Consider the following 24271-nt stretch of genomic DNA (forward strand, 5'->3'; position numbering starts at 1 on the left):
TAAAACAGGATTTTATTGAATATTGGCGAAATAATCAATTATTATTAATTATAATGTTTAAATAGATATTGATTTAACTGAAGTTTTGACAAAATCCTTTCCATAAGGAGAAATGTATTCCAATTTTTTTATACTTTTTTAGTAATAACAAAATTTATTTATTCTATTTGGGTACATAATGTATCAAAAACTGTAGCAATTTTGTCTAATATTGCTGGTTTATACTCACTAATATTATTGGGTAATTCTAGCTTTTTAATGATGCTCCTCGCAGCAGAGCTACGAGGTATCTATCCAAAAAGCTTTAACTGTTTTTGTGGCTCTGTCTCATCAATTGTGTAAATTTCGTGAACCATTAAATTCTACCATCAAATTTGATCATAAAATGAGCCATAGCTTCATTCCAATTGGGGATAGGCATAGACCATTTTTTGGTAATATAATCAATTGTCAGATATAAAACTTTAAATACTGCGTCATCATTTGGAAAGATGCGTTTATTCTTAGTAACTTTTCTCAATTGGCTATTCAGCGATTCTATCGCATTTGTAGTGTAAATAATCTTACGAATCTCCTTTGGATATTGCAAGAAAATTATCAAATTATCCCAATTATTATACCAAGATTTAGCTATATGCGGATATTGCTTACTCCATTTTTGATCAAATCAGGAGTTTCGCACTTAGCAAAATTGTGTATTAGTTAGAAGCCATTTAATGTTGTTCTGAATTGATGTTTTTATAACTTCCCAAGTTTGTTGATATAAAGTAATGTTTTCATTTATCCTCCTTTTGTTCATATCAAGCCAGGCCAATACAGCAAGGCAAATATGATTTCTTTGAGCTCGACCCGTGCGTGCCTGACAGCATTCAATACCACAAGTTTGTTTCAATTCTCGATGATAAACTTCTATAGACCAACGCGCCTTAACAATTTTCTCTATTTGCTCACGTGTAGGATTCTCTAAATTAGTTGTTATGTAATCAATGCGACCATTTTTTGCCACAAACTTAAATACCGTAACCCAACCGTATCCACGTAGGTGAATTTTTAGCCCTTCATCGGGAATCTCTAAAGTTTCCAAGCTAACATTACGATTAACTTTTCTATTTTTTCTTAGGTTGGTAACCCATATCCAACCTAAATTACGTATATGTTTTAAATTATCCAAACCACTATACCAAGCATCCATAACTATAGCATCAGGCTTGATACCTCTTTCTTTAGCTAAAGTAAGCATATCACAAAAATGCTCGTTCTTTGTTTTACCATCAGTTTCTTTATCATATATTCTATAATCTACAGGAGTAGATTGATCAATTTGAGTATTGTAATGCAGTAAGTTTACCATTCCTATACCAGGTATAACATCATGTACAGCCCCAGAATATTGATAATTTACAAGCTCGATCCTCTTACTGTATTGCTTTGACAATAAGGTGTCATCTCCCACTAATAAACAAGGATCTTCCAGATCAATATATTTTGACACTTTGCTATAGATTTCGCTAGGGCGAAAATCCTTACTCTTTAACCATCGACTTGCACTATCGTGCGATAGATCTAATGGACTTACTTCAGATAATGCTTTGCTAGTATATCTTACACTACTTGCTTGTAAGAATGATTTATATAAATCTTTGCTACATTTTGATCTTGTCATTTTTATCTAAAACTATTTTTCTCTAGATTAGCATATTATTTGCTAAGTGCGAAACTCCTGCAAATGACTCAAGAGCTAATTCTGCTTCTTTTTCAGTAGCAGAAGTATAGATTAGTTTCAAATCCGCTGCTAATTGCTTTCTATCTTTATATGATACATATTTGAGGCTATTCCTGATCTGATGGACAATACAAATTTGATGTTCAGTTTTCGGATATACTGATGCAATAGCATCAGACATACCAGTTAGATTATCACTACAAGCAATTAAGATATCTTTTACTCCTCGATTCTTCATTTCAGTAAAATTACCAAGCCAAAATTTAGCTCCTTCATTCTCACTTATCCATAAGCCTAAAATATCCTTTCTGCCAGATAAATCTATTCCTAAAGCTACATATACTGATTTATTAATAATAAGTTTATCTTGTCTTACTTTCACTACTAAACAGTCAAAATATACTATAGGGTATACTGATTCAAGAGGTCTACTCTGCCAAATCTTGACCTCATCTATTACTTCATCTGTAATCCTGCTGATTAGGCTCTCACTGATCTCAGCTCCATATAATTCTTGCAATTGTGTTTTAATATCAGACACACTCATACCCTTCGCATATAAGGATATTATCTTTTGGTCTAAGCCATCTATTCTTGTTTGTTTCTTTGAGACTATTATAGGTTCAAATTTACCTTGTCTGTCTCTTGGAACATTTATCTCTATAGTACCATTCTCACTAATCAGATTCTTACTAAAACTACCATTCCTCGCATTCTCAGTTTCAGCTCTATCATACTTGCTATAACCTAAATGTTCTGACATCTCAGCATGCAGTGCTCGCTCTAAAATACCCTTGGTTAATGGTAGAAATGATTTATTAATCCACTGCTCGCTAATTTTACAAAAATCATCGACAAAACAAAATAATGCAGTAATATCTTTCTTCATGGGGATACTCTTGTTTTTTTGCTATAGCTAACGCGACTAGAATTATTCCTTAGAATAATGTAAGATAATGATTTTAACTACGGTAGAGATGAAAGCATACAGTCAGGATTTAAGAGATAGGGTAATCAGTCTTCACAAAACCTCTAAATATAAGAATAAAAGCAATATCAGACTTATTAGGTATAGAGCGTCATACGATATCAAATTGGATTAGACGTTATAAAGAAAATGGAGACTACAGCTCAAGACAACATCTGCAAAGTGGACGTGATGCTAGGTTTACTAATAAGGAGAATATAATTGAATTTTTAGCAAATAATCCTGATAGCCGAGCTATAGATATAAGAGATGCAGTAGCGCCCGAGCTGCCAATGAGCACATTTTATGACACGCTTCATAGAATGAAAATTACAGATAAAAAAAGAGCCAAAATACAAAGGCAGGGATGAAGAAGCTAGAAAACAATTTGTGGAATATATTGATCAAATAGCATCTGATAAACTTGTGTATTGTGACGAAATGGGGGTAAGTAATAATATAACCATGTTGTACGGATGGTCAGAAAGAGGAACAAGAGCTTACTCAGAGCAAGCAGGTTTTGCTACTGAGCGAGTAAATATAGTTGCTGGTTATAATAAGGGCACCAAAGAATTAATTGCTCCGTTAGAGCATTCCGGTTATATTGATAAGCAATTATTTAATCAGTGGGTAGGTGAGCTATTATGCCCATCACTAAAACCTGGACAATGTGTAATAATGGATAATGCGAGTATTCATAAGTCACCGTTGGTAAAGGAATTAATCTCTCAGGGTTTAATTCCCCGAAGCTCTGCTTCGTGATATCATAAGAAACAACTAAAACTTTTTTAGATACCTCGTAGCTCTGCTGCGAGGAGCATCATTTAAATATAGATATATCATGGCTCATTTAACGATAGATGAAAGATTTAAAATATACGAAATGAATAAGAGTGGTTATAGCTCGCGATATATAGGGACAAAGATTGGCCGTGATAAAAGCACTATATGTTATGAACTCAAGAGAATGAGGCATAATTATAGACCAGATAGGGCTAACACACTTGCTTGCAGTTTAAGGCAAGGTAAGAGAAAAAGAAAATTAGAGATTGATAATAATTTACGAGCAGAAATAATAAAGCAGTTAACACAGGGTATTTCACCAGATATAATTTCAGGTAGACGTAAACTATCACGAGATACTGTCAATATTTCTACAGAGAGTATATACCAGTTTATTTATACATCTCCTATAGCACAAAGGCAAAAATTATATTTATCTTTAGCAAGAAAAAGGAAAAATAGGTTGCATCATGGTACAAGAATCAGAAACAAAAGAATTACAATACCAAATCGAGTTTCCATTACTGAAAGACCAGAGATAAATAGAAAGATAGCAGCAATAGGTCATTTAGAAGGTGATTTAACTTTTAACAAAGGTAATCAAAGTCGTAATATAGGCGCTCTTGTGGATATCAGAACACAAAAAGTGTTTCTCACTTTAAACCGTTCAAAAAGAACACAAGATGTGATTGGTAACATGAATAAAAAACTTAAACAATTGTCGCATATAATCAAAAGCATAACGTTAGATAATGGCAAAGAATTTACCAATCATGAACAACTATTGCCAAAATCTGAACGAAAAGTATATTTTTGCAATCCTTATTCTCCATGACAAAAACCATTGATAGAGAAGATTAACTCAATGGTGCACAGAGTATACTCTAAATCTTTAGATATAAAAAAATTAACAATAAAGCAATTACAAGAAATTGAGGATTTTTTAAATAATTTACCAAGAAAAGTGCTCGGTTATAAAACACCCAATGAGGTATGGGAAGAAAACATAAATCTGGCTTAATTAATACTGGAATTTACCAATTATTAAAAACTTTAAAGATTTTCGTGATGCAATAACGGCAGCAATGGTAAAAACCTTCCCGTGTTAGCTATAAAAATTATATAGAGTATCTTCTATCCCTTGTAAATACTTACTTCCAAACCTAGATTAATCCAGAATTCAGGTTATAAATAAGTTTTAGAGAGAAAAATAAAAGTGAATAACGTAATTGACGGCAAAGCTTTAGCAAATGAAATATTAAATGAGTTAAAGCATGAAATTCAAAAACTTAAAGACAAAACAAGAGAATCACCAAAACTAGCAATAGTCTTAGTTGGTGACAATCCTGCAAGTATTATTTATGTCAAAAATAAAATAAAACATGCCAATAAAATAGGTATTGATACGCTGTTATTAAATCTTCCTATTACTATAAAAACAGAAGATTTAATAGCAAAAATCAGTGAATTAAATCTTGATCAAAATGTTTCAGGAATCATAGTTCAGCTTCCTTTACCAGACTCTATAGATAAAAATAAAATCTTATCTGCTATCTTGCCTTCTAAAGATGTTGATGGTTTTCATCCTTTAAATGTTGGTTATTTATATAGCGGGATTGATAACGGATTTGTACCCTGCACTGCTCTTGGCTGCCTTGAAGTAATTAAGAAACATGAACCAAATTTAAGCGGTAAAAATGCCGTAATTGTTGGACGCTCAAATATTGTTGGCAAACCTTTGAGTGCATTACTCTTAAAAGAAGATTGCAGCGTAACTATTTGTCACTCTAAATCACAGAATTTAAGTTCTATTACATCCAAAGCCGATATTGTTGTTGCAGCTATCGGCTCACCTTTAAAACTAACTTCTGAATATTTTAAACCAAATGCGATAGTAATTGACGTAGGAATTAATAGAATCGGCGGTAATAAAATCGTTGGTGACGTTGATTTTGAAAATGTTAAATCTAAAGTCAAATATATTACCCCCGTTCCAGGTGGCATCGGACCTATGACTATTGCTTTCTTACTTAAAAATACAGTACAGGCATTTAAGATATATAGCTAAGTGCATTTTTTATTCTATGTTATTCCCGTGGCGGCATTGTTGCGTGGATCGGAAAACGCCATCGGTGTCGTCTAGTTGCTTGTACCTGCGGCATCCAGAAAATAATAAAAAATATTAATCTCTCAGGGTTTAATTCCCCGAAGCTCTGCTTCGTGATATACTACTTGAATGGAAGAAAGCAGTTATATACATAAGAGTCATAATGTCACAGTACTAATATATCATTTAGTAACGCCGGCAAAGTATAGAAGAGTAGGTAAACATGGTGATGAGCAGAAATTACGTAATTATGTACAGAATCAAGGTTCAGGCAAACCTGCTTATAAAGCATTTCAACAAAAACAGTTAAAGCTTTTTGGATAGATGGCTCTGTTTCATCAATTGTGTAAATTTCGTGGAGTCTTTTGCAATGATTGTGTAAATTTTTGTTGAGCCTATATATTAGAAGGATAGTGGACTAATGGTATGGACCTCCTGATATAGAGAATGAAAAGCAGTTGCTAATCTTCTAGGGTTAATATTTAACATAATGATGCTCCTCGCAGCAGAGCTACGAGGTATCTAAAAAAGTTTTAGTTGTTTCTTATGATATCACGAAGCAGAGCTTCGGGGAATTAAACCCTGAGAGATTAAAACAACAATTAAGGAGGTCCATATGGAGGTTACTACAATTGGTATAGATATTGCAAAAAGAATTTTTCAAATTCATGGTGTAGATAAAAATGGCAAGACAGTATTAAAGAAAAAATTGATGAGAGATCAGGTTTTGACATTTATGGCTAATTTACCACAATGTTTAGTAGGGATGGAAGCTTGTGGTGGTTCTAGTTATTGGGCAAGAGAAATAACTAAATTAGGGCATGAAGTAAAACTAATGGCACCGCAATTTGTCAAACCATATGTTAAAACTAATAAAAATGATCAAGCAGATGCTGAAGCGATATGTGAAGCCGTGACAAGACCTAATATGAGATTTGTTGCAATTAAAACTATAGAGCAACAAGAAATTTTATCAATACATAGGGTAAGAGAGAGATTGGTAAAAAATCGTACAGCACTTGCTAATGAAATTAGGGGGCTACTACATGAGTTTGGTTTTATTGTTCCTCAAGGCATTAATAAGGTTATCACAAAATTAATTGAGATTTTAGATGCAGGGAAATTAAGCCAGTTAAGTTATCAAACATTTAGTGAACTAAAAGAAGAATTCTTAGATAATAACAGAAAAATAAAAGAGATAGAAAAACGATTAACAATGATAGCAAGTAACCTAACTCAATATCAACGATTAAGAGCTATACCTGGTCTTGGTTTAATTACTGCTACTGCTTTAATAGCATCAATAGGTAATGCTACAAGTTTTGAGAATGGCAGGCAATTATCGGCATGGCTAGGATTAGTGCCAAGACAACATTCAAGTGGTGGGAAGGATAAGCTGCTGGGAATTAGCAAGCGAGGTGATGTATACTTACGCACTTTATTAATTCAAGGGGCTAGAGCTGTACTAAATGCCAAGATAAGATTTACATCGGAAGAACAGAAATCTAAAAAAGATTTTAGCCAATTTACGAAATGGATGTTTAATTTATCTGAGCGAAGTAGCCATAATAAAACGACAGTTGCCATAGCTAATAAGTTGGCAAGAGTGGTGTTTGCTGTACTAAGATCAGGAGATGATTATGTAGAGAGTAAAGTTTGTAGCTAAAGAGTGTGTAGCATAGCACTTATAAGTAAAATAAATGGTGATTTATATAATGAATAGGTAAAAGCAAAACAATATGTAAGAGATTCCAACCCGAAATATGCTTGAGATAATTAATATTGATGGTAAATAAGACAAACCTTAGCTTACAAAAAAACTGCGTTTTTCAGTGGCTCTTTTAGAAGCCGATGGACTGATAAGTATATAGTTTGTAAGCCAGCGAATTCCATCAGGGCTGTAGAATAAATTAGGTTGATTTATCAGCTATAAGCCGGATACATGACTGCATTTGTTTGTTTTTATTATTGATGTTATTTTTTTCTTGCATTCTACAGGAGGTCCATACATGAAAAATCAAGACAAAAAAATGAGTAATATGTTTTCCTAATTTTTCGATTATCAGGCAGCAATTTGCTGATAATTTTGCATATAATTCCGATATATAGCTAACGCGGAAAGGTTTTTACCATAGTTTTTGTATTTACTCACATATTCACCAGATCTAAATCCTATTAAACATTGCTGGACTAACTTTAAAAACTGTTTACGTAAAATTATTGATCAATGCCTAAGTTTTTCCTAATCTGTGGTAGAAACATTTCCGTGTTAGCTATACCATTCAAGGGAAAGTTCTATAATTAATTAAGCCAGATATAATCAATTTTTAATCTCTCAGGGTTTAATTCCCCGAAGCTCTGCTTCGTGATATCATAAGAAACAACTAAAACTTTTTTAGATACCTCGTAGCTCTGCTGCGAGGAGCATCATTTAAATATAGATATATCATGGCTCATTTAACGATAGATGAAAGATTTAAAATATACGAAATGAATAAGAGTGGTTATAGCTCGCGATATATAGGGACAAAGATTGGCCGTGATAAAAGCACTATATGTTATGAACTCAAGAGAATGAGGCATAATTATAGACCAGATAGGGCTAACACACTTGCTTGCAGTTTAAGGCAAGGTAAGAGAAAAAGAAAATTAGATATTGATAATAATTTACGAGCAGAAATAGTCCGTCCGCCAAAACTCTAAAAGCCTTATAGGCAATAGGGTTTTAAGGCAAAAATGCATAGTAAAATCCATAAGAAAATGAAAGGTTTTATATCAAAAGCTTATGGAAATACAAAAAAATGACAATAAAAAAATGAATGCATTTTGGGAAATAGTGTGGTTTTTAATACAAAAATTTAAAATCAGCCCTCAAAATTAGAGTAATTTGCTCTAAAATCGCACTATTTTTGGAAATTAGTGACACAAGTGATATTTTTTAGAGTTTTGGCGGAGGGACGAAATAATAAAGCAGTTAACACAGGGTATTTCACCAGATATAATTTCAGGTAGACGTAAACTATCACGAGATACTGTCAATATTTCTACAGAGAGTATATACCAGTTTATTTATACATCTCCTATAGCACAAAGGCAAAAATTATATTTATCTTTAGCAAGAAAAAGGAAAAATAGGTTGCATCATGGTACAAGAATCAGAAACAAAAGAATTACAATACCAAATCGAGTTTCCATTACTGAAAGACCAGAGATAAATAGAAAGATAGCAGCAATAGGTCATTTAGAAGGTGATTTAACTTTTAACAAAGGTAATCAAAGTCGTAATATAGGCGCTCTTGTGGATATCAGAACACAAAAAGTGTTTCTCACTTTAAACCGTTCAAAAAGAACACAAGATGTGATTGGTAACATGAATAAAAAACTTAAACAATTGTCGCATATAATCAAAAGCATAACGTTAGATAATGGCAAAGAATTTACCAATCATGAACAACTATTGCCAAAATCTGAACGAAAAGTATATTTTTGCAATCCTTATTCTCCATGGCAAAAACCATTGATAGAGAAGATTAACTCAATGGTGCACAGAGTATACTCTAAATCTTTAGATATAAAAAAATTAACAATAAAGCAATTACAAGAAATTGAGGATTTTTTAAATAATTTACCAAGAAAAGTGCTCGGTTATAAAACACCCAATGAGGTATGGGAAGAAAATATAAATCTGGCTTAATTAATACTGGAATTTACCATTAATGGTAGAAATGATTTATTAATCCACTGCTCGCTAATTTTACAAAAATCATCGACAAAACAAAATAATGCAGTAATATCTTTCTTCATGGGGATACTCTTGTTTTTTTGCTAAAAATTATATAGAGTATCTTCTATCCCTTGTAAATACTTACTTCCAAACCTAGATTAATCCAGAATTCAGGTTATAAAGCATTTCAACAAAAACAGTTAAAGCTTTTTGGATAGATACCTCGTAGCTCTGCTGCGAGGAGCATCATTCCACTGCTCGCTAATTTTACAAAAATCATCGACAAAACAAAATAATGCAGTAATATCTTTCTTCATGGGGATACTCTTGTTTTTTTGCTAAAAATTATATAGAGTATCTTCTGTCCCTTGTAAATACTTACTTCCAAACCTAGATTAATCCAGAATTCAGGTAAATAATAGTTTTTAAAGTCCTTGCAAGGCGAGAGATAAAAATATATGACTATTGTCATCAATTCTGCAAGACTTAATTTTCCTATTCTATGCCTTTGCTGATTTGTTGATAATAGACGGTGTTCTATCCATTCTTCATATATTTTACAAAAATTATCTACTAAATAATATACAGTTATGATACATCTTGTCATGTTGAGTTACTGATCTTTTATTAAAAAAAGTGGCGAGTGTATCAATCTATAATTTGTATTATATATCAAATAATTTACTTTAAATTGTAGAAATATCGCTTTTAAGCTGATAAAAGCACTAAATATTTAACTTTAAATATAAATTTTTACTTTAGTCAGAAAAATTAGAATTTTTGTCAAAACTTCAGTAATAAGTAAGCCTCGCTATTCATTTCGTTTAGTCTTGAGACGGTACGTTTGAATTCTTCGGCTCTTGCTGACCCCTGATATATTTTATTAGGGTTATCTTCTAAACTCATAAAGAGTAGAATTTTATAAAAATAAGCGTTATCAATAAAGTTGATAAACCTGACTGCTAAATTAGTATTATCAGGTGGAATAATTTGCATATTCTGTACAATAATAATATTAAATTTCTGGCAAATATTGACATAATCAATATAGCTAAGATTTCTTGTAAATAATTCATTAAAATCAGTGATTAATATTCTTTTATGAACTTTTTGCAAGGATATTTCTCTGCCTAAAACTTCAATAGCTTGCGGAATAAAATTATTATCACTAATATCTGCAATAATTTTTTGGAACTTATCTTGATTTTTAGGTGTTAGAGGATAAATAATCCTATCGCCTTTAACATTTAAAGCTTTATCAAATCTGTAGTCATGGTGGTTATCAAGATATTTAATGTAAAATTCGTTATTTATTTTATCGATAAACGGCACAAATGAATTTCTTTGCAGCCCATCCTTATATAAATTATTAGGCTGGGTGTTAGAAGTTATGAAAATGAAAACATTTTGTTTTATTAGCTCATCAAATAATCTACCGATTATCATTGCATCGGTTATATCTTTAATTTCAAATTCATCTATCCCAAATACTCTAGTTTTTTTAGCATAATCTTTAGCAATTTTGGGGACGATATCTTTTTGATTTTCCAGTTGTAATTTATGCATTGTTTTGTGAATATCCTGCATAAAATTTTGATAATGAATAATTATTTTTGGCACGTTAAGCTTTTCAAAAAAAGAATTCATCAACATAGTTTTCCCTGTGCCAACCGGACCAAATAAATAAATTCCACTTTTAAGGTTAGTTTTGTTAAAGAATTTAAGTAAGCTCTTAGGTTTATTAAGCTCTATTGCTATTTGGCTTAATTCTTCTAATAAGGTAGTGTGTTTTATGTCTAATGTTATCACTTGATGAGATTTTATATTGTACTCATACAATATATCAAAAGATATTTAAATAGCTAATGGTCTTGAATGATGCTCCTCGCAGCAGAGCTACGAGGTATCTATCCAAAAAGCTTTAACTGTTTTTGTTGAAATGCTTTATAAGAAGGTTTGCCTGAACCTTGATTCTGTACATAATTACGTAATTTCTGCTCATCACCATGTTTACCTACTGTGCTCATAAAATATCCTTTACTCCAAAACTCACTTCCCCATAATTTTTCTTTAAGATTTGGATATTTCTCAAACATTTTCTTAGTAAGTAATACTTTTTATGATTTGAGTTATTTTTGTTGGGCTATACATTGGTATTGACTGTAATAAAAAATGTACGTGATCTTCATCTACTCCTATTTCTAAAAATCTAATTTCATAACGATCTTCTATGTGCTCACAAATTTTACACAAATAATCATCTAGTTCTTGATTGAATATTACTCTTCTATACTTTGCCGGCGTTACTAAATGATATATTATATGAATTTCCCATGAGTATAAATTAGACTTAAGTAAGGCTTTTGTCAAGTTTTGTTATATTAGTTTTAACTGAAGTTTTGACAAAAATTCTAATTTTTCTGACTAAAGTAAAAATTTATATTTAAAGTTAAATATTTAGTGCTTTTATCAGCTTAAAAGCGATATTTCTACAATTTAAAGTAAATTATTTGATATATAATACAAATTATAGATTGATAACGCTAATTTAGGATAAGGGATAGATAGAAAGCTTATAGAGAAAGGGTTTAAAGGAGATTAATGTTGAGTTATGATAGATTTTTTTAATAAAAGATCAGTAACTCAACATGAAAAGATGTATCATAACTGTATATTATTTAGTAGATAATGTTTGTAAAATATATGAAGAATGGATAGAACACCGTCTATTATCAACAAATCAGCAAAGGCATAGAATAGGAAAATTAAGTCTTGCAGAATTGATGACAATAGTCATATATTTTTATCTATCGCCTTGCAAGGACTTAAAACTATTATTTATACTACTTACCGCATAAATATAAGGGTTACTTTAATTTACCATGTTATAGTAGAATAGTACAATTATGGCCAAGGTTAATATTGCCATTGTCAATAATGTTGCAATTACTACGAGGTGAAGATACAGGAATATATTTTATTGATTCAACAAAACTATCTATTTGTCATGCTAAGCGCACTTCTAGTAATAGAGTTTTTGGTAAAATTGCCAAAGTTGGGATGAGTAGTTATGGTTGGTTTATGGGATTTAAATTACATTTAATCATAAAGCAGAGATTATAGCTGATGAACGAACATTAGAATTACCCATGACAAATATTAAAATTACCCATTTTTGAGTAAAAAATATTGTCTAAAGTGTTACATTATTATCCTCCGATTTTATAGTTAATTTTTTGCCTTTAGCTGTAGCGATTCTATAACTTTCAGTATTGAGTTCAAGAATTGAAGAATGGTGAACCAATCTGTCAATAACTGCTGACGTAGTCATTTCATCTTTAAAAATAGTATTCCATTTTGCAAAAACTAAATTGCTAGTAATTAATACACTACGCATTTCATAACGTTCAGCTAATAAGGTAAATAAAACATCAGTTTCTTCACGATTATATGGTACATATGATATATCATCAATTATCAATATTTCAAAATAATCGAATTTTTTAATAATTTGCTTAAGTTTTAAACTAAGCTTTGCTTCTAACCTGAATTCTGGATTAGCTAATTTTGAGATATAGCAGGTTTGTTAGGTTTCATACAGTATGCAATTAGGGCGGATAAGATATGTACAAAGGCATTCCAAATTGATCTATGTCTTGTATGTTCGATCTCGAAAGCACCCTTCAGCACACTAAATACTGTTTCGATAATTGAGCGTTTGCGTAATAATATTTTTTCAAATAATGGCATAAGTTTATTCTTCATTTTCTTCTTTATGCCAGTTACTAACTTGATTCCTTTGCTGTATAGATCATCAAAGAGCTCCTGTTTGATATAACCCTTATCGCCAAACAATAATCCCGTGATATGTTTGGTGATTATCGAAACCGGCGCTCTATCATCTACATTACCAGGCGTTAGTTTTAGACCTTGAATCTCACCTTTTTCGTTAATAACCAAATGTAATTTTAGACCAAAAAACCAACTTTTTGTTGTTTTACCCAAAGCAGCAATACCGGCAAAGACTTTATTACGAGAGATTCTTTTTCGATGACAAACCTCTAAAGATGTGGCGTCAATATAAGAAACTCCCGTAGATTGAGCTGCCTGCATATACCATTCAAGTAATAAAACTAAATAACTCAGAACTCTTGGTTTTAGAGCTATAAAACGAGTATATGATGGAAGAGTTACAAAGTCTGATTTATATAATTGTAGATAGGACATATAAAAATATTTAAAGTTTTTACAAGGTGATTGATGGTATAAAAGCACTATTGTTAACAGCTCAGAATAGCTTATTTCAGGCTTTCTTGTAGGGTTTTTATTAATTAATGGTAGAAATGATTTATTAATCCACTGCTCGCTAATTTTACAAAAATCATCGACAAAACAAAATAATGCAGTAATATCTTTCTTCATGGGGATACTCTTGTTTTTTTGCTAAAAATTATATAGAGTATCTTCTATCCCTTGTAAATACTTACTTCCAAACCTAGATTAATCCAGAATTCAGGTTTTAAGATTTGGATATTTCTCAAACATTTTCTTAGAAGTAATACTTTTTATGATTTGAGTTATTTTTGTTGGGCTATACATTCTGAAGTTTTGACAAAAAATTTTTATTAAAAAAAGTGGCGAGTGTATCAATCTATAATTTGTATTATATATCAAATAATTTACTTTAAATTGTAGAAATATCGCTTTTAAGCTGATAAAAGCACTAAATATTTAACTTTAAATATAAATTTTTACTTTAGTCAGAAAAATTAGAATTTTTGTCAAAACTTCAGTACATTGGTATTGACTGTAATAAAAAATGTACGTGATCTTTATCTGAAGTTTTGACAAAAATTCAGTTGATTGAATATTACTCTTCTATACTTTGCCGGCGTTACTAAATGATATATTAGTACTGTGACATTATGACTCTTATGTATATAACTGCTTTCTTCCATTCAAGTAGTATATCACGAAGCAGAGCTTCGGGGAATTAAACCCTGAGAGATTAATGATTTTAACAATGTTAAAGAGTTAAAAGAGGAGATTGATCATTATCTGAATAAATATAATTATCACAGATTTCATTCAAGTATTGGTTATAAAAAGCCTATGAATGTATATCTGAATTATATGCAAAATTATCAGCAAATTGCTGCCTGATAATCGAAAAATTAGGAAAACATACTACTCATTTTTTTGTCTTGATTTTTCATGTATGGACCTCCTGTAGAATGCAAGAAAAAAATAACATCAATAATAAAAACAAACAAATGCAGTCATGTATCCGGCTTATAGCTGATAAATCAACCTAATTTATTCTACAGCCCTGATGGAATTCGCTGGCTTACAAACTATATACTTATCAGTCCATCGGCTTCTAAAAGAGCCACTGAAAAACGCAGTTTTTTTGTAAGCTAAGGTTTGTCTTATTTACCATCAATATTAATTATCTCAAGCATATTTCGGGTTGGAATCTCTTACATATTGTTTTGCTTTTACCTATTCATTATATAAATCACCATTTATTTTACTTATAAGTGCTATGCTACACACTCTTTAGCTACAAACTTTACTCTCTACATAATCATCTCCTGATCTTAGTACAGCAAACACCACTCTTGCCAACTTATTAGCTATGGCAACTGTCGTTTTATTATGGCTACTTCGCTCAGATAAATTAAACATCCATTTCGTAAATTGGCTAAAATCTTTTTTAGATTTCTGTTCTTCCGATGTAAATCTTATCTTGGCATTTAGTACAGCTCTAGCCCCTTGAATTAATAAAGTGCGTAAGTATACATCACCTCGCTTGCTAATTCCCAGCAGCTTATCCTTCCCACCACTTGAATGTTGTCTTGGCACTAATCCTAGCCATGCCGATAATTGCCTGCCATTCTCAAAACTTGTAGCATTACCTATTGATGCTATTAAAGCAGTAGCAGTAATTAAACCAAGACCAGGTATAGCTCTTAATCGTTGATATTGAGTTAGGTTACTTGCTATCATTGTTAATCGTTTTTCTATCTCTTTTATTTTTCTGTTATTATCTAAGAATTCTTCTTTTAGTTCACTAAATGTTTGATAACTTAACTGGCTTAATTTCCCTGCATCTAAAATCTCAATTAATTTTGTGATAACCTTATTAATGCCTTGAGGAACAATAAAACCAAACTCATGTAGTAGCCCCCTAATTTCATTAGCAAGTGCTGTACGATTTTTTACCAATCTCTCTCTTACCCTATGTATTGATAAAATTTCTTGTTGCTCTATAGTTTTAATTGCAACAAATCTCATATTAGGTCTTGTCACGGCTTCACATATCGCTTCAGCATCTGCTTGATCATTTTTATTAGTTTTAACATATGGTTTGACAAATTGCGGTGCCATTAGTTTTACTTCATGCCCTAATTTAGTTATTTCTCTTGCCCAATAACTAGAACCACCACAAGCTTCCATCCCTACTAAACATTGTGGTAAATTAGCCATAAATGTCAAAACCTGATCTCTCATCAATTTTTTCTTTAATACTGTCTTGCCATTTTTATCTACACCATGAATTTGAAAAATTCTTTTTGCAATATCTATACCAATTGTAGTAACCTCCATATGGACCTCCTTAATTGTTGTTTTAATATGTTAAATATTAACCCTAGAAGATTAGCAACTGCTTTTCATTCTCTATATCAGGAGGTCCATACCATTAGTCCACTATCAACTTCAGTTAAAGACCAATTTAATTTATATAATGATGCTCCTCGCAGCAGAGCTACGAGGTATCTAAAAAAGTTTTAGTTGTTTCTTATGATATCACGAAGCAGAGCTTCGGGGAATTAAACCCTGAGAGATTAATATACTAAATTATTATATTAAATTTGTAATAGAAGTATTATATATAAAGTAAAATGTGTTTTTTTAGATTTAAATCTTTATAAGATTGTAACCTAATAAAAAAAATAAAGTTCTGGGGTATTATAGAAAAATATAAAATAAATGCAATGATAAATTTAATTTCTATTGCAATATTTCTAATCTTTTTTTATACAAGTAATATTTTAACTAATTTGGGAAATTAATTTTAATGAAAAAAATATTTAATTGTCTTTATGTTGCATTATTTAAAACAATAGAGCATGATGGAGTCGAACATTCCGGATATATGTCATTCATGGTACTTTTATCTATTTTTCCATTCTTAGTATTTTTACTAGCTCTAACAAGCTTTTTAGGGGCTTCAGAACTTGGGCAAAATTTTATACAAATTTTTTTAGAAAGTATGCCAGAGCGAGCAACGGAATCGATCGAAAAAAGAATAAAAGAATTATTAAGTGTACCGCCGCAGAGTTTAATGAATCTTGCTGTTGTAGGTAGTGTTTGGACCGCTTCTTCCTTTGTAGAATGCTTAAGAACTATTCTAAATCGTGTATATGAGATTAAGTCCCCTCCCCCTTATATAAGAAGACGATTACTTAGTATTTTACAATTCCTTGTAATTAGTATTTTAATTACTTTCACTATGTTTCTTTTAGTATTTATTCCAATAGTTTTTACAAAAATTCCAGTATTATTAGAAACTATAGGACAATATAAAAATATTTTAAATTTTATAAGATATGTTTTAATCTTAGTTTTACTATTTCTAGGAGCCTCCTCTTTATACTATATACTACCTAATGTAAAACTAAACTTTATAGATGTATTTCCAGGAGCTTTATTAACAGTAATATTATGGGTAATAAGCGGTTACTTACTGTCAACTTATATAGTTTATTATAACCAGCTAAATTTCATGTATGGATCTCTTGGTAGTATAATAGTTACACTAATATTTTTCTATATTATTAATATGATATTTATTTATGGTGCAGAATTTAATTATCTAATGAAGAATTATAACATAGTTAAGAAAAGGATTGATGAAAAGTAATCATATAATTAGAGTAACTTAAGCTGTATTAGTTGACATTTGATCTTACATTTAATAAAAATAATGTATTACTGAAGTTTTGACAAAAATTCTAATTTTTCTGACTGAAGTAAAAATTTATATTTAAAGATGAAGAACTCGGCCGCAAGCGACCGAGTTTCAAAACAGGTTAAACTGCTTTGTTTCTTTTTCAATTTTATCCATTGCGTTTAGTTGATTTTGGTATCCACACAAAGTGATACATTATTCTAAAAACATGATGACTATTACGCCTCAATTCCATTCTACTAAATTATAATATGCCAACGCTTATATTATAACGCTATCCATCTAGGGAGCAAGCTCCCTAGATTTTCGCTATGCGGTTAAATATTTAGTGCTTTTATCAGCTTAAAAGCGATATTTCTACAATTTAAAGTAAATTATTTGATATATAATACAAATTATAGATTGATACACTCGCCACTTTTTTTAATAAAAATTTTTTGTCAAAACTTCAGTGGTATAATAATTGGGATAATTTGATAATTGTCTTGCAATATCCAAAGGAGATTCGTAAGATTATTTACACTACAAATGCGATAGAATCGCTGAATAGCCAATTGAAAAAAGTTACTAAGAACGCTAATTTAGGATAAGGGATAGATAGAAAGCTTATAGATAAAGGGTTTAAAGGAGATTAATGTTGAGTTATGATAGATTTTTTTAATAAAAGATCAGTAACTCAACATGAAAAGATGTATCATAACTGTATATTATTTAGTAGATAATTTTTGTAAAATATATGAAGAATGGATAGAACACCGTCTATTATCAACAAATCAGCAAAGGCATAGAATAGGAAAATTAAGTCTTGCAGCATTGATGACAATAGTCATATATTTTTATCTATCGCCTTGCAAGGACTTTAAAAACTATTATTTATACTACTTACCGCATAAATATAAGGGTTACTTTAATTTACCATGTTATAGTAGGAAAGTTCTATAATTAATTAAGCCAGATATAATCAATTTTTAATCTCTCAGGGTTTAATTCCCCGAAGCTCTGCTTCGTGATATCATAAGAAACAACTAAAACTTTTTTAGATACCTCGTAGCTCTGCTGCGAGGAGCATAATTTAAATATAGATATATCATGGCTCATTTAACGATAGATGAAAGATTTAAAATATACGAAATGAATAAGAGTGGTTATAGCTCGCGATATATAGCTAACGCGGAAAGGTTTTTACCATAGTTTTTGTCACATATTCACCAGATCTAAATCCTATTAAACATTGCTGGACTAACTTTAAAAACTGTTTACGTAAAATTATTGATCAATGCCTAAGTTTTTCCTAATCTGTGGTAGAAACATTTCCGTGTTAGCTATATAGGGACAAAGATTGGCCGTGATAAAAGCACTATATGTTATGAACTCAAGAGAATGAGGCATAATTATAGACCAGATAGGGCTAACACACTTGCTTGCAGTTTAAGGCAAGGTAAGAGAAAAAGAAAATTAGATATTGATAATAATTTACGAGCAGAAATAATAAAGCAGTTAACACAGGGTATTTCACCAGATATAATTTCAGGTAGACGTAAACTATCACGAGATACTGTCAATATTTCTACAGAGAGTATATACCAGTTTATTTATACATCTCCTATAGCACAAAGGCAAAAATTATATTTATCTTTAGCAAGAAAAAGGAAAAATAGGTTGCATCATGGTACAAGAATCAGAAACAAAAGAATTACAATACCAAATCGAGTTTCCATTACTGAAAGACCAGAGATAAATAGAAAGATAGCAGCAATAGGTCATTTAGAAGGTGATTTAACTTTTAACAAAGGTAATCAAAGTCGTAATATAGGCGCTCTTGTGGATATCAGAACACAAAAAGTGTTTCTCACTTTAAACCGTTCAAAAAGAACACAAGATGTGATTGGTAACATGAATAAAAAACTTAAACAATTGTCGCATATAATCAAAAGCATAACGTTAGATAATGGCAAAGAATTTACCAATCATGAACAACTATTGCCAAAATCTGAACGAAAAGTATATTTTTGCAATCCTTATGCTCCATGGCAAAAACCATTGATAGAGAAGATTAACTCAATGGTGCACAGAGTATACTCTAAATCTTTAGATATAAAAAAATTAACAATAAAGCAATTACAAGAAATTGAGGATTTTTTAAATAATTTACCAAGAAAAGTGCTCGGTTATAAAACACCCAATGAGGTATGGGAAGAAAATATAAATCTGGCTTAATTAATACTGGAATTTACCTTTTAAAGTATAACCTATTAAGCGACTAGGCACAGAATAAGCTACAGATAAAATACTAACTGTACTGCTTGGATTAACACGTACTGATAATATTGTAGGTGCATTCCATTTCCTGATTGGTAACTCTTTTAAATGAACTAATTCTTCGAGTCTTTTGCAATGATTGTGTAAATTTTTGTTGAGCCTATATTAGAAGTAATTAAAAATATAGGGAACAGAAATGCAAATAGAGAAGAATAAAAAAATAAATGAAGCAATAGATTTGCTGATAGAAGGCGGAGTAGATTTAAAAACAGTACTAAGTCAGAATGGATTAATTAAGGAATTAACCAAGGGTATTTTAGAGCGAGCACTGCATGCTGAGATGTCAGAACATTTAGGTTATAGCAAGTATGATAGAGCTGAAACTGAGAATGCGAGGAATGGTAGTTTTAGTAAGAATCTGATTAGTGAGAATGGTACTATAGAGATAAATGTTCCAAGAGACAGACAAGGTAAATTTGAACCTATAATAGTCTCAAAGAAACAAACAAGAATAGATGGCTTAGACCAAAAGATAATATCCTTATATGCGAAGGGTATGAGTGTGTCTGATATTAAAACACAATTGCAAGAATTATATGGAGCTGAGATCAGTGAGAGCCTAATCAGCAGGATTACAGATGAAGTAATAGATGAGGTCAAGATTTGGCAGAGTAGACCTCTTGAATCAGTATACCCTATAGTATATTTTGACTGTTTAGTAGTGAAAGTAAGACAAGATAAACTTATTATTAATAAATCAGTATATGTAGCTTTAGGAATAGATTTATCTGGCAGAAAGGATATTTTAGGCTTATGGATAAGTGAGAATGAAGGAGCTAAATTTTGGCTTGGTAATTTTACTGAAATGAAGAATCGGGGAGTAAAAGATATCTTAATTGCTTGTAGTGATAATCTAACTGGTATGTCTGATGCTATTGCATCAGTATATCCGAAAACTGAACATCAAATTTGTATTGTCCATCAGATCAGGAATAGCCTCAAATATGTATCATATAAAGATAGAAAGCAATTAGCAGCGGATTTGAAACTAATCTATACTTCTGCTACTGAAAAAGAAGCAGAATTAGCTCTTGAGTCATTTGATCAAAAATGGAGTAAGCAATATCCGCATATAGCTAAATCTTGGTATAATAATTGGGATAATTTGATAATTTTCTTGCAATATCCAAAGGAGATTCGTAAGATTATTTACACTACAAATGCGATAGAATCGCTGAATAGCCAATTGAGAAAAGTTACTAAGAATAAACGCATCTTGCCAAATGATGACGCAGTATTTAAAGTTTTATATCTGACAATTGATTATATTACCAAAAAATGGTCTATGCCTATCCCCAATTGGAATGAAGCTATGGCTCATTTTATGATCAAATTTGATGGTAGAATTTAATGGTTCACGCAATTTACACAATTGATGAGACAGAGCCAATTCTTCAGCTAATTTTTCTTTTCTACAGCTATTTCGCTTTTCTTTAATTTATGTAAGGAATAATTCATAAGCTTTTAAATCAACAAAATTACGTGATCCACGTAATAGCAGATGTTGATTCACTGCTTGCTTAAATGTATCATGACTTTTTTCAACAGAACCATTTTCATGACTGACGCCTGGATTATTTCGCGATGGTGCAACATTGTAATAACCAAGCAATTCTTGCCATCTTTCTCTAAATTGTCTACTATTACCACATTGCTTGGTAGCTGCACTTAAATTATCTGTACGATGCTCTGGTAAAACTCCACCTAACTCCCATACAGCTTTTTCAAACCCTGATGCTAATGTATCAAAACTTTCACTATGGCATATGCTAAAAGTTTTCCAACATGAATAAGACAACATAAAATGAAATAGTAACAGGAGTTTCGCACTTAGCAAAAAGTATGTTAATCTAGAGAAAAATAGTTTTAGATAAAAATGACAAGAACAAAATGTAGCAAGGACTTATATAAATCATTTTTACAAGCAAGTAGTGTCAGATATACTAGCAAGGCATTATCTGAAGTGAGTCCAGTAGATCTATCTCACGATAGTGCAAGTCGATGGTTAAAGAGTAAGGATTTTCGTCCTAGCGAAATCTATAAGGAAGTGTCAAAATATATAGATTGGGAAGCACCGTGTTTATTAGTGGGGGATGACACCTTATTATCAAAGCAATACAGTCAGAAGATTGAGCTTGTACGTTATCAATATTCTGGAGCTGTACATGATGTTATACCTGGTATAGGAATGGTAAACTTACTACATTACAATACTAAAATTGCTCAATCTACTCCCGTAGATTATAGAATATATGATAAAGACACTGATGGTAAAACAAAGAATGAGCATTTTTGTGATATGCTTACTTTAGCTAAAGAAAGAGGTCTCAATCCTGATGCCATAGTCATGGATGCTTGGTATAGCGGGTTGGAGAATTTAAAACATATACGTAATTTAGGCTGGCTATGGGTTACCACCCTAAGGAAAAATAGAAAAGTTAATCATAATGTTAGCTTGGAAAGTTTAGAGATACCCGATGAGGGGCTAAAAATTCACCTACATGGATACGGTTGGGTTACGGTATTTAAGTTTGTGGCAAAGAATGGTCGCATTGATTACATAACAACGAACTTGGAAAATCCCACACGTGAGCAAATAGAGAAAATTGTTAAGGCACGTTGGTCTATAGAGGTTTATCATCGAGAATTAAAACAAACTTGTGGTATTGAACGCTGTCAGGCACGCACGGGCCGAGCTCAAAGAAATCATATTTGCCTTGCAGTATTTGCCTGGCTTGATATGAATAAAAGGAGGATAAATGAAAACATTACGGCTCTGTCTCATCAATTGTGTAAATTTCGTGAACCATTAAATTCTACCATCAAATTTGATCATAAAATGAGCCATAGCTTCATTCCAATTGGGGATAGGCATAGACCATTTTTTGGTAATATAATCAATTGTCAGATATAAAACTTTAAATACTGCGTCATCATTTGGAAAGATGCGTTTATTCTTAGTAACTTTTCTCAATTGGCTATTCAGCGATTCTATCGCATTTGTAGTGTAAATAATCTTACGAATCTCCTTTGGATATTGCAAGAAAATTATCAAATTATCCCAATTATTATACCAAGATTTAGCTATATGCGGATATTGCTTACTCCATTTTTGATCAAATGACTCAAGAGCTAATTCTGCTTCTTTTTCAGTAGCAGAAGTATAGATTAGTTTCAAATCCGCTGCTAATTGCTTTCTATCTTTATATGATACATATTTGAGGCTATTCCTGATCTGATGGACAATACAAATTTGATGTTCAGTTTTCGGATATACTGATGCAATAGCATCAGACATACCAGTTAGATTATCACTACAAGCAATTAAGATATCTTTTACTCCTCGATTCTTCATTTCAGTAAAATTACCAAGCCAAAATTTAGCTCCTTCATTCTCACTTATCCATAAGCCTAAAATATCCTTTCTGCCAGATAAATCTATTCCTAAAGCTACATATACTGATTTATTAATAATAAGTTTATCTTGTCTTACTTTCACTACTAAACAGTCAAAATATACTATAGGGTATACTGATTCAAGAGGTCTACTCTGCCAAATCTTGACCTCATCTATTACTTCATCTGTAATCCTGCTGATTAGGCTCTCACTGATCTCAGCTCCATATAATTCTTGCAATTGTGTTTTAATATCAGACACACTCATACCCTTCGCATATAAGGATATTATCTTTTGGTCTAAGCCATCTATTCTTGTTTGTTTCTTTGAGACTATTATAGGTTCAAATTTACCTTGTCTGTCTCTTGGAACATTTAGCTCTATAGTACCATTCTCACTAATCAGATTCTTACTAAAACTACCATTCCTCGCATTCTCAGTTTCAGCTCTATCATACTTGCTATAACCTAAATGTTCTGACATCTCAGCATGCAGTGCTCGCTCTAAAATACCCTTGGTTAATTCCTTAATTAATCCATTCTGACTTAGTACTGTTTTTAAATCTACTCCGCCTTCTATCAGCAAATCTATTGCTTCATTTATTTTTTTATTCTTCTCTATTTGCATTTCTGTTACCTATATTTTTAATTACTTCTAATATAGGCTCAACAAAAATTTACACAATCATTGCAAAAGACTCAACATTACTTTATATCAACAAACTTGGGAAGTTATAAAAACATCAATTCAAAACAATATCAGATGGCTTTTAACTGATTCGCAACTTTGCTAAGTGCGAAACTCCTGAGTAAGTGAGGATATGGTTGCCCACCAATACAAATACCCAATTGATTCATATTGGTCCAATCAGACTGACTCTGTTTGCCAGGAAGAATATTTTGTAAAAAGATTACTGTCTTATCCTTACCATGTGCAGCTCTCCATTGTTTCAACCTTTTCTGCAAACAGCGTAATTGCTTCCCATTATAATTCCCATGATACTTTTCTGTCAAATATGCTAATATGGTAGTTGCTTGCAACTCCGGTGCTGATTCTAGCATTGATTCTATTTCATCCCAGTGCTTCACAAATGGATCCTTACGTGTCCTATATTTACGTATTGTGCGTAATTCGCTTGGATACTTATTAATACGTAAATACTTACGTGCCGTTTTTACACTCATACCTGCTTTTGCAGCAGAAATTATCTGATTATATTTTTTGATCTTTTGCATTAAAATACCTACTTGGTTCTTTGTACATGTCATCAGTAATT

Annotated in this window: 17 protein-coding genes and 13 pseudogenes; 16 read left to right on the top strand and 14 right to left on the bottom strand. The window is 31.4% G+C overall.

What is annotated here, in order from left to right:
• Window positions 1-355: 355 nt before the first annotated feature.
• The 3 genes and pseudogenes from AAHI98_RS12390 to AAHI98_RS12400 all read right to left on the bottom strand — a co-directional run.
• A pseudogene (locus tag AAHI98_RS12390) lies at window positions 356-667 on the bottom strand (transposase); the annotation flags it as partial.
• A gap of 15 nt (window positions 668-682) precedes the next feature.
• On the bottom strand, window positions 683-1663 hold the full coding sequence (locus tag AAHI98_RS12395) for an IS701 family transposase (protein WP_342224656.1): 981 nt from the start codon (window positions 1661-1663) through the stop codon (window positions 683-685).
• Window positions 1664-1724: 61 nt separating this feature from the next.
• Window positions 1725-2612 (bottom strand): annotated as a pseudogene (locus AAHI98_RS12400) (IS256 family transposase); the annotation flags it as partial.
• A gap of 155 nt (window positions 2613-2767) precedes the next feature.
• Here AAHI98_RS12400 and AAHI98_RS18230 point away from each other — a divergent pair.
• The 8 genes and pseudogenes from AAHI98_RS18230 to AAHI98_RS12440 form a co-directional block, all read left to right on the top strand.
• Window positions 2768-3061, top strand: a complete 294-nt coding sequence (locus AAHI98_RS18230) for a helix-turn-helix domain-containing protein (RefSeq protein ID WP_410526256.1) — start codon at window positions 2768-2770, stop codon at window positions 3059-3061.
• Between the two features lie 55 nt (window positions 3062-3116).
• The gene (locus AAHI98_RS12405; protein WP_342226207.1) at window positions 3117-3452 is read left to right on the top strand and encodes a transposase; all 336 of its coding nucleotides are present in this window, start codon (window positions 3117-3119) and stop codon (window positions 3450-3452) included.
• Between the two features lie 79 nt (window positions 3453-3531).
• A pseudogene (locus AAHI98_RS12410) lies at window positions 3532-4494 on the top strand (IS30 family transposase).
• Window positions 4495-4689: 195 nt separating this feature from the next.
• The gene (folD, locus tag AAHI98_RS12420; protein ID WP_342225998.1) at window positions 4690-5541 is read left to right on the top strand and encodes a bifunctional methylenetetrahydrofolate dehydrogenase/methenyltetrahydrofolate cyclohydrolase FolD; all 852 of its coding nucleotides are present in this window, start codon (window positions 4690-4692) and stop codon (window positions 5539-5541) included.
• A gap of 168 nt (window positions 5542-5709) precedes the next feature.
• A complete protein-coding gene (locus tag AAHI98_RS12425; protein ID WP_342226229.1) occupies window positions 5710-5904 on the top strand; it encodes a hypothetical protein in 195 nt (64 codons plus the stop codon).
• 292 nt (window positions 5905-6196) lie between these two features.
• Entirely contained in the window at window positions 6197-7246 is a 1050-nt protein-coding gene (locus AAHI98_RS12430) for an IS110 family RNA-guided transposase (protein ID WP_342224642.1), read from the top strand.
• 782 nt (window positions 7247-8028) lie between these two features.
• Entirely contained in the window at window positions 8029-8283 is a 255-nt protein-coding gene (locus AAHI98_RS12435) for a helix-turn-helix domain-containing protein (protein WP_342225999.1), read from the top strand.
• A gap of 250 nt (window positions 8284-8533) precedes the next feature.
• Window positions 8534-9274: pseudogene (locus AAHI98_RS12440) on the top strand (IS30 family transposase); the annotation flags it as partial.
• A gap of 17 nt (window positions 9275-9291) precedes the next feature.
• On the opposite strand, the pseudogene AAHI98_RS18745 reads toward AAHI98_RS12440, so the two are convergent.
• The 4 genes and pseudogenes from AAHI98_RS18745 to tnpA all read right to left on the bottom strand — a co-directional run.
• Window positions 9292-9384: pseudogene (locus tag AAHI98_RS18745) on the bottom strand (IS982 family transposase); the annotation flags it as partial.
• 332 nt (window positions 9385-9716) lie between these two features.
• Window positions 9717-9911: pseudogene (locus tag AAHI98_RS18235) on the bottom strand (IS982 family transposase); the annotation flags it as partial.
• Between the two features lie 176 nt (window positions 9912-10087).
• A complete protein-coding gene (zapE, locus tag AAHI98_RS12445; RefSeq protein ID WP_342226209.1) occupies window positions 10088-11128 on the bottom strand; it encodes a cell division protein ZapE in 1041 nt (346 codons plus the stop codon).
• A gap of 83 nt (window positions 11129-11211) precedes the next feature.
• Window positions 11212-11632: pseudogene (gene tnpA, locus AAHI98_RS12450) on the bottom strand (IS200/IS605 family transposase).
• Window positions 11633-11952: 320 nt separating this feature from the next.
• Here tnpA and AAHI98_RS12455 point away from each other — a divergent pair.
• Window positions 11953-12421, top strand: a pseudogene (locus tag AAHI98_RS12455) (transposase); the annotation flags it as partial.
• A gap of 76 nt (window positions 12422-12497) precedes the next feature.
• Here the strand turns inward: AAHI98_RS12455 and AAHI98_RS12460 are convergent.
• From AAHI98_RS12460 to AAHI98_RS18240, 3 genes and pseudogenes are all read right to left on the bottom strand, one after another.
• Complete coding sequence (locus AAHI98_RS12460; RefSeq protein ID WP_342226210.1) at window positions 12498-12878, bottom strand: ATP-binding protein; 381 nt, start codon at window positions 12876-12878, stop codon at window positions 12498-12500.
• On the bottom strand, window positions 12866-13726 hold the full coding sequence (locus tag AAHI98_RS12465) for an IS982 family transposase (RefSeq protein WP_342225178.1): 861 nt from the start codon (window positions 13724-13726) through the stop codon (window positions 12866-12868). Before AAHI98_RS12465 ends, AAHI98_RS12460 begins: the two co-directional genes overlap by 13 nt.
• 443 nt (window positions 13727-14169) lie before the next feature.
• Window positions 14170-14262, bottom strand: a pseudogene (locus AAHI98_RS18240) (IS200/IS605 family transposase); the annotation flags it as partial.
• A gap of 49 nt (window positions 14263-14311) precedes the next feature.
• Between AAHI98_RS18240 and AAHI98_RS18245 the strand changes: the two are divergent.
• A complete protein-coding gene (locus tag AAHI98_RS18245) occupies window positions 14312-14467 on the top strand; it encodes an IS3 family transposase (protein WP_410526257.1) in 156 nt (51 codons plus the stop codon).
• 396 nt (window positions 14468-14863) lie between these two features.
• On the opposite strand, the gene AAHI98_RS12475 is transcribed toward AAHI98_RS18245, so the two are convergent.
• Window positions 14864-15913, bottom strand: coding sequence for an IS110 family RNA-guided transposase (locus AAHI98_RS12475; protein WP_342224642.1), 1050 nt, complete (start codon window positions 15911-15913; stop codon window positions 14864-14866).
• 472 nt (window positions 15914-16385) lie between these two features.
• On the opposite strand from AAHI98_RS12475, the gene AAHI98_RS12480 reads away from it, so the two are divergent.
• The 5 genes and pseudogenes from AAHI98_RS12480 to AAHI98_RS12500 all read left to right on the top strand — a co-directional run bounded on the left by AAHI98_RS12480 (window position 16386) and on the right by AAHI98_RS12500 (window position 20949).
• Window positions 16386-17231, top strand: a complete 846-nt coding sequence (locus AAHI98_RS12480) for a YihY/virulence factor BrkB family protein (RefSeq protein ID WP_342226000.1) — start codon at window positions 16386-16388, stop codon at window positions 17229-17231.
• A 500-nt stretch (window positions 17232-17731) separates the two neighbouring features.
• Window positions 17732-17854: pseudogene (locus AAHI98_RS12485) on the top strand (transposase); the annotation flags it as partial.
• Window positions 17855-17960: 106 nt separating this feature from the next.
• Window positions 17961-18209 (top strand): annotated as a pseudogene (locus tag AAHI98_RS12490) (IS982 family transposase); the annotation flags it as partial.
• Window positions 18210-18602: 393 nt separating this feature from the next.
• Window positions 18603-19496: pseudogene (locus AAHI98_RS12495) on the top strand (IS30 family transposase); the annotation flags it as partial.
• A 238-nt stretch (window positions 19497-19734) separates the two neighbouring features.
• Complete coding sequence (locus AAHI98_RS12500; RefSeq protein ID WP_342226001.1) at window positions 19735-20949, top strand: IS256 family transposase; 1215 nt, start codon at window positions 19735-19737, stop codon at window positions 20947-20949.
• A gap of 87 nt (window positions 20950-21036) precedes the next feature.
• Here AAHI98_RS12500 and AAHI98_RS12505 read toward each other — a convergent pair whose 3' ends face one another.
• Window positions 21037-21435, bottom strand: coding sequence for a hypothetical protein (locus tag AAHI98_RS12505; protein WP_342226002.1), 399 nt, complete (start codon window positions 21433-21435; stop codon window positions 21037-21039).
• Window positions 21436-21474: 39 nt separating this feature from the next.
• Here AAHI98_RS12505 and AAHI98_RS12510 point away from each other — a divergent pair.
• A pseudogene (locus tag AAHI98_RS12510) lies at window positions 21475-22371 on the top strand (IS701 family transposase); the annotation flags it as partial.
• Window positions 22372-22407: 36 nt separating this feature from the next.
• On the opposite strand, the gene AAHI98_RS12515 reads toward AAHI98_RS12510, so the two are convergent.
• Together AAHI98_RS12515 and AAHI98_RS12520 are read right to left on the bottom strand one after the other, a co-directional pair.
• Window positions 22408-23622 carry an IS256 family transposase gene (locus AAHI98_RS12515; protein ID WP_342224662.1) on the bottom strand — a complete coding sequence of 405 codons (1215 nt, stop codon included), beginning with the start codon at window positions 23620-23622 and terminating at the stop codon, window positions 22408-22410.
• A gap of 131 nt (window positions 23623-23753) precedes the next feature.
• Window positions 23754-24263, bottom strand: coding sequence for a hypothetical protein (locus tag AAHI98_RS12520; RefSeq protein WP_342226004.1), 510 nt, complete (start codon window positions 24261-24263; stop codon window positions 23754-23756).
• Window positions 24264-24271: the final 8 nt, after the last annotated feature.

This window comes from Rickettsia endosymbiont of Urophora cardui (assembly GCF_964030725.1).
In the GTDB taxonomy this organism is placed as follows: Bacteria; Pseudomonadota; Alphaproteobacteria; order Rickettsiales; family Rickettsiaceae; genus Rickettsia.

What these genes read in the sequence shown, in the direction of transcription:
- AAHI98_RS12395 (WP_342224656.1), bottom strand. Translation starts at nt 1,663, where the DNA reads ATGACAAGATCAAAATGTAGCAAAGATTTATATAAATCATTCTTACAA.
- AAHI98_RS12425 (WP_342226229.1), top strand. Translation starts at nt 5,710, where the DNA reads ATGGAAGAAAGCAGTTATATACATAAGAGTCATAATGTCACAGTACTA.
- AAHI98_RS12430 (WP_342224642.1), top strand. Translation starts at nt 6,197, where the DNA reads ATGGAGGTTACTACAATTGGTATAGATATTGCAAAAAGAATTTTTCAA.
- AAHI98_RS12435 (WP_342225999.1), top strand. Translation starts at nt 8,029, where the DNA reads ATGGCTCATTTAACGATAGATGAAAGATTTAAAATATACGAAATGAAT.
- AAHI98_RS12465 (WP_342225178.1), bottom strand. Translation starts at nt 13,726, where the DNA reads ATGAAGAAAGATATTACTGCATTATTTTGTTTTGTCGATGATTTTTGT.
- AAHI98_RS12475 (WP_342224642.1), bottom strand. Translation starts at nt 15,913, where the DNA reads ATGGAGGTTACTACAATTGGTATAGATATTGCAAAAAGAATTTTTCAA.
- AAHI98_RS12480 (WP_342226000.1), top strand. Translation starts at nt 16,386, where the DNA reads ATGAAAAAAATATTTAATTGTCTTTATGTTGCATTATTTAAAACAATA.
- AAHI98_RS12500 (WP_342226001.1), top strand. Translation starts at nt 19,735, where the DNA reads ATGCAAATAGAGAAGAATAAAAAAATAAATGAAGCAATAGATTTGCTG.
- AAHI98_RS12515 (WP_342224662.1), bottom strand. Translation starts at nt 23,622, where the DNA reads ATGCAAATAGAGAAGAATAAAAAAATAAATGAAGCAATAGATTTGCTG.
- AAHI98_RS12520 (WP_342226004.1), bottom strand. Translation starts at nt 24,263, where the DNA reads ATGACATGTACAAAGAACCAAGTAGGTATTTTAATGCAAAAGATCAAA.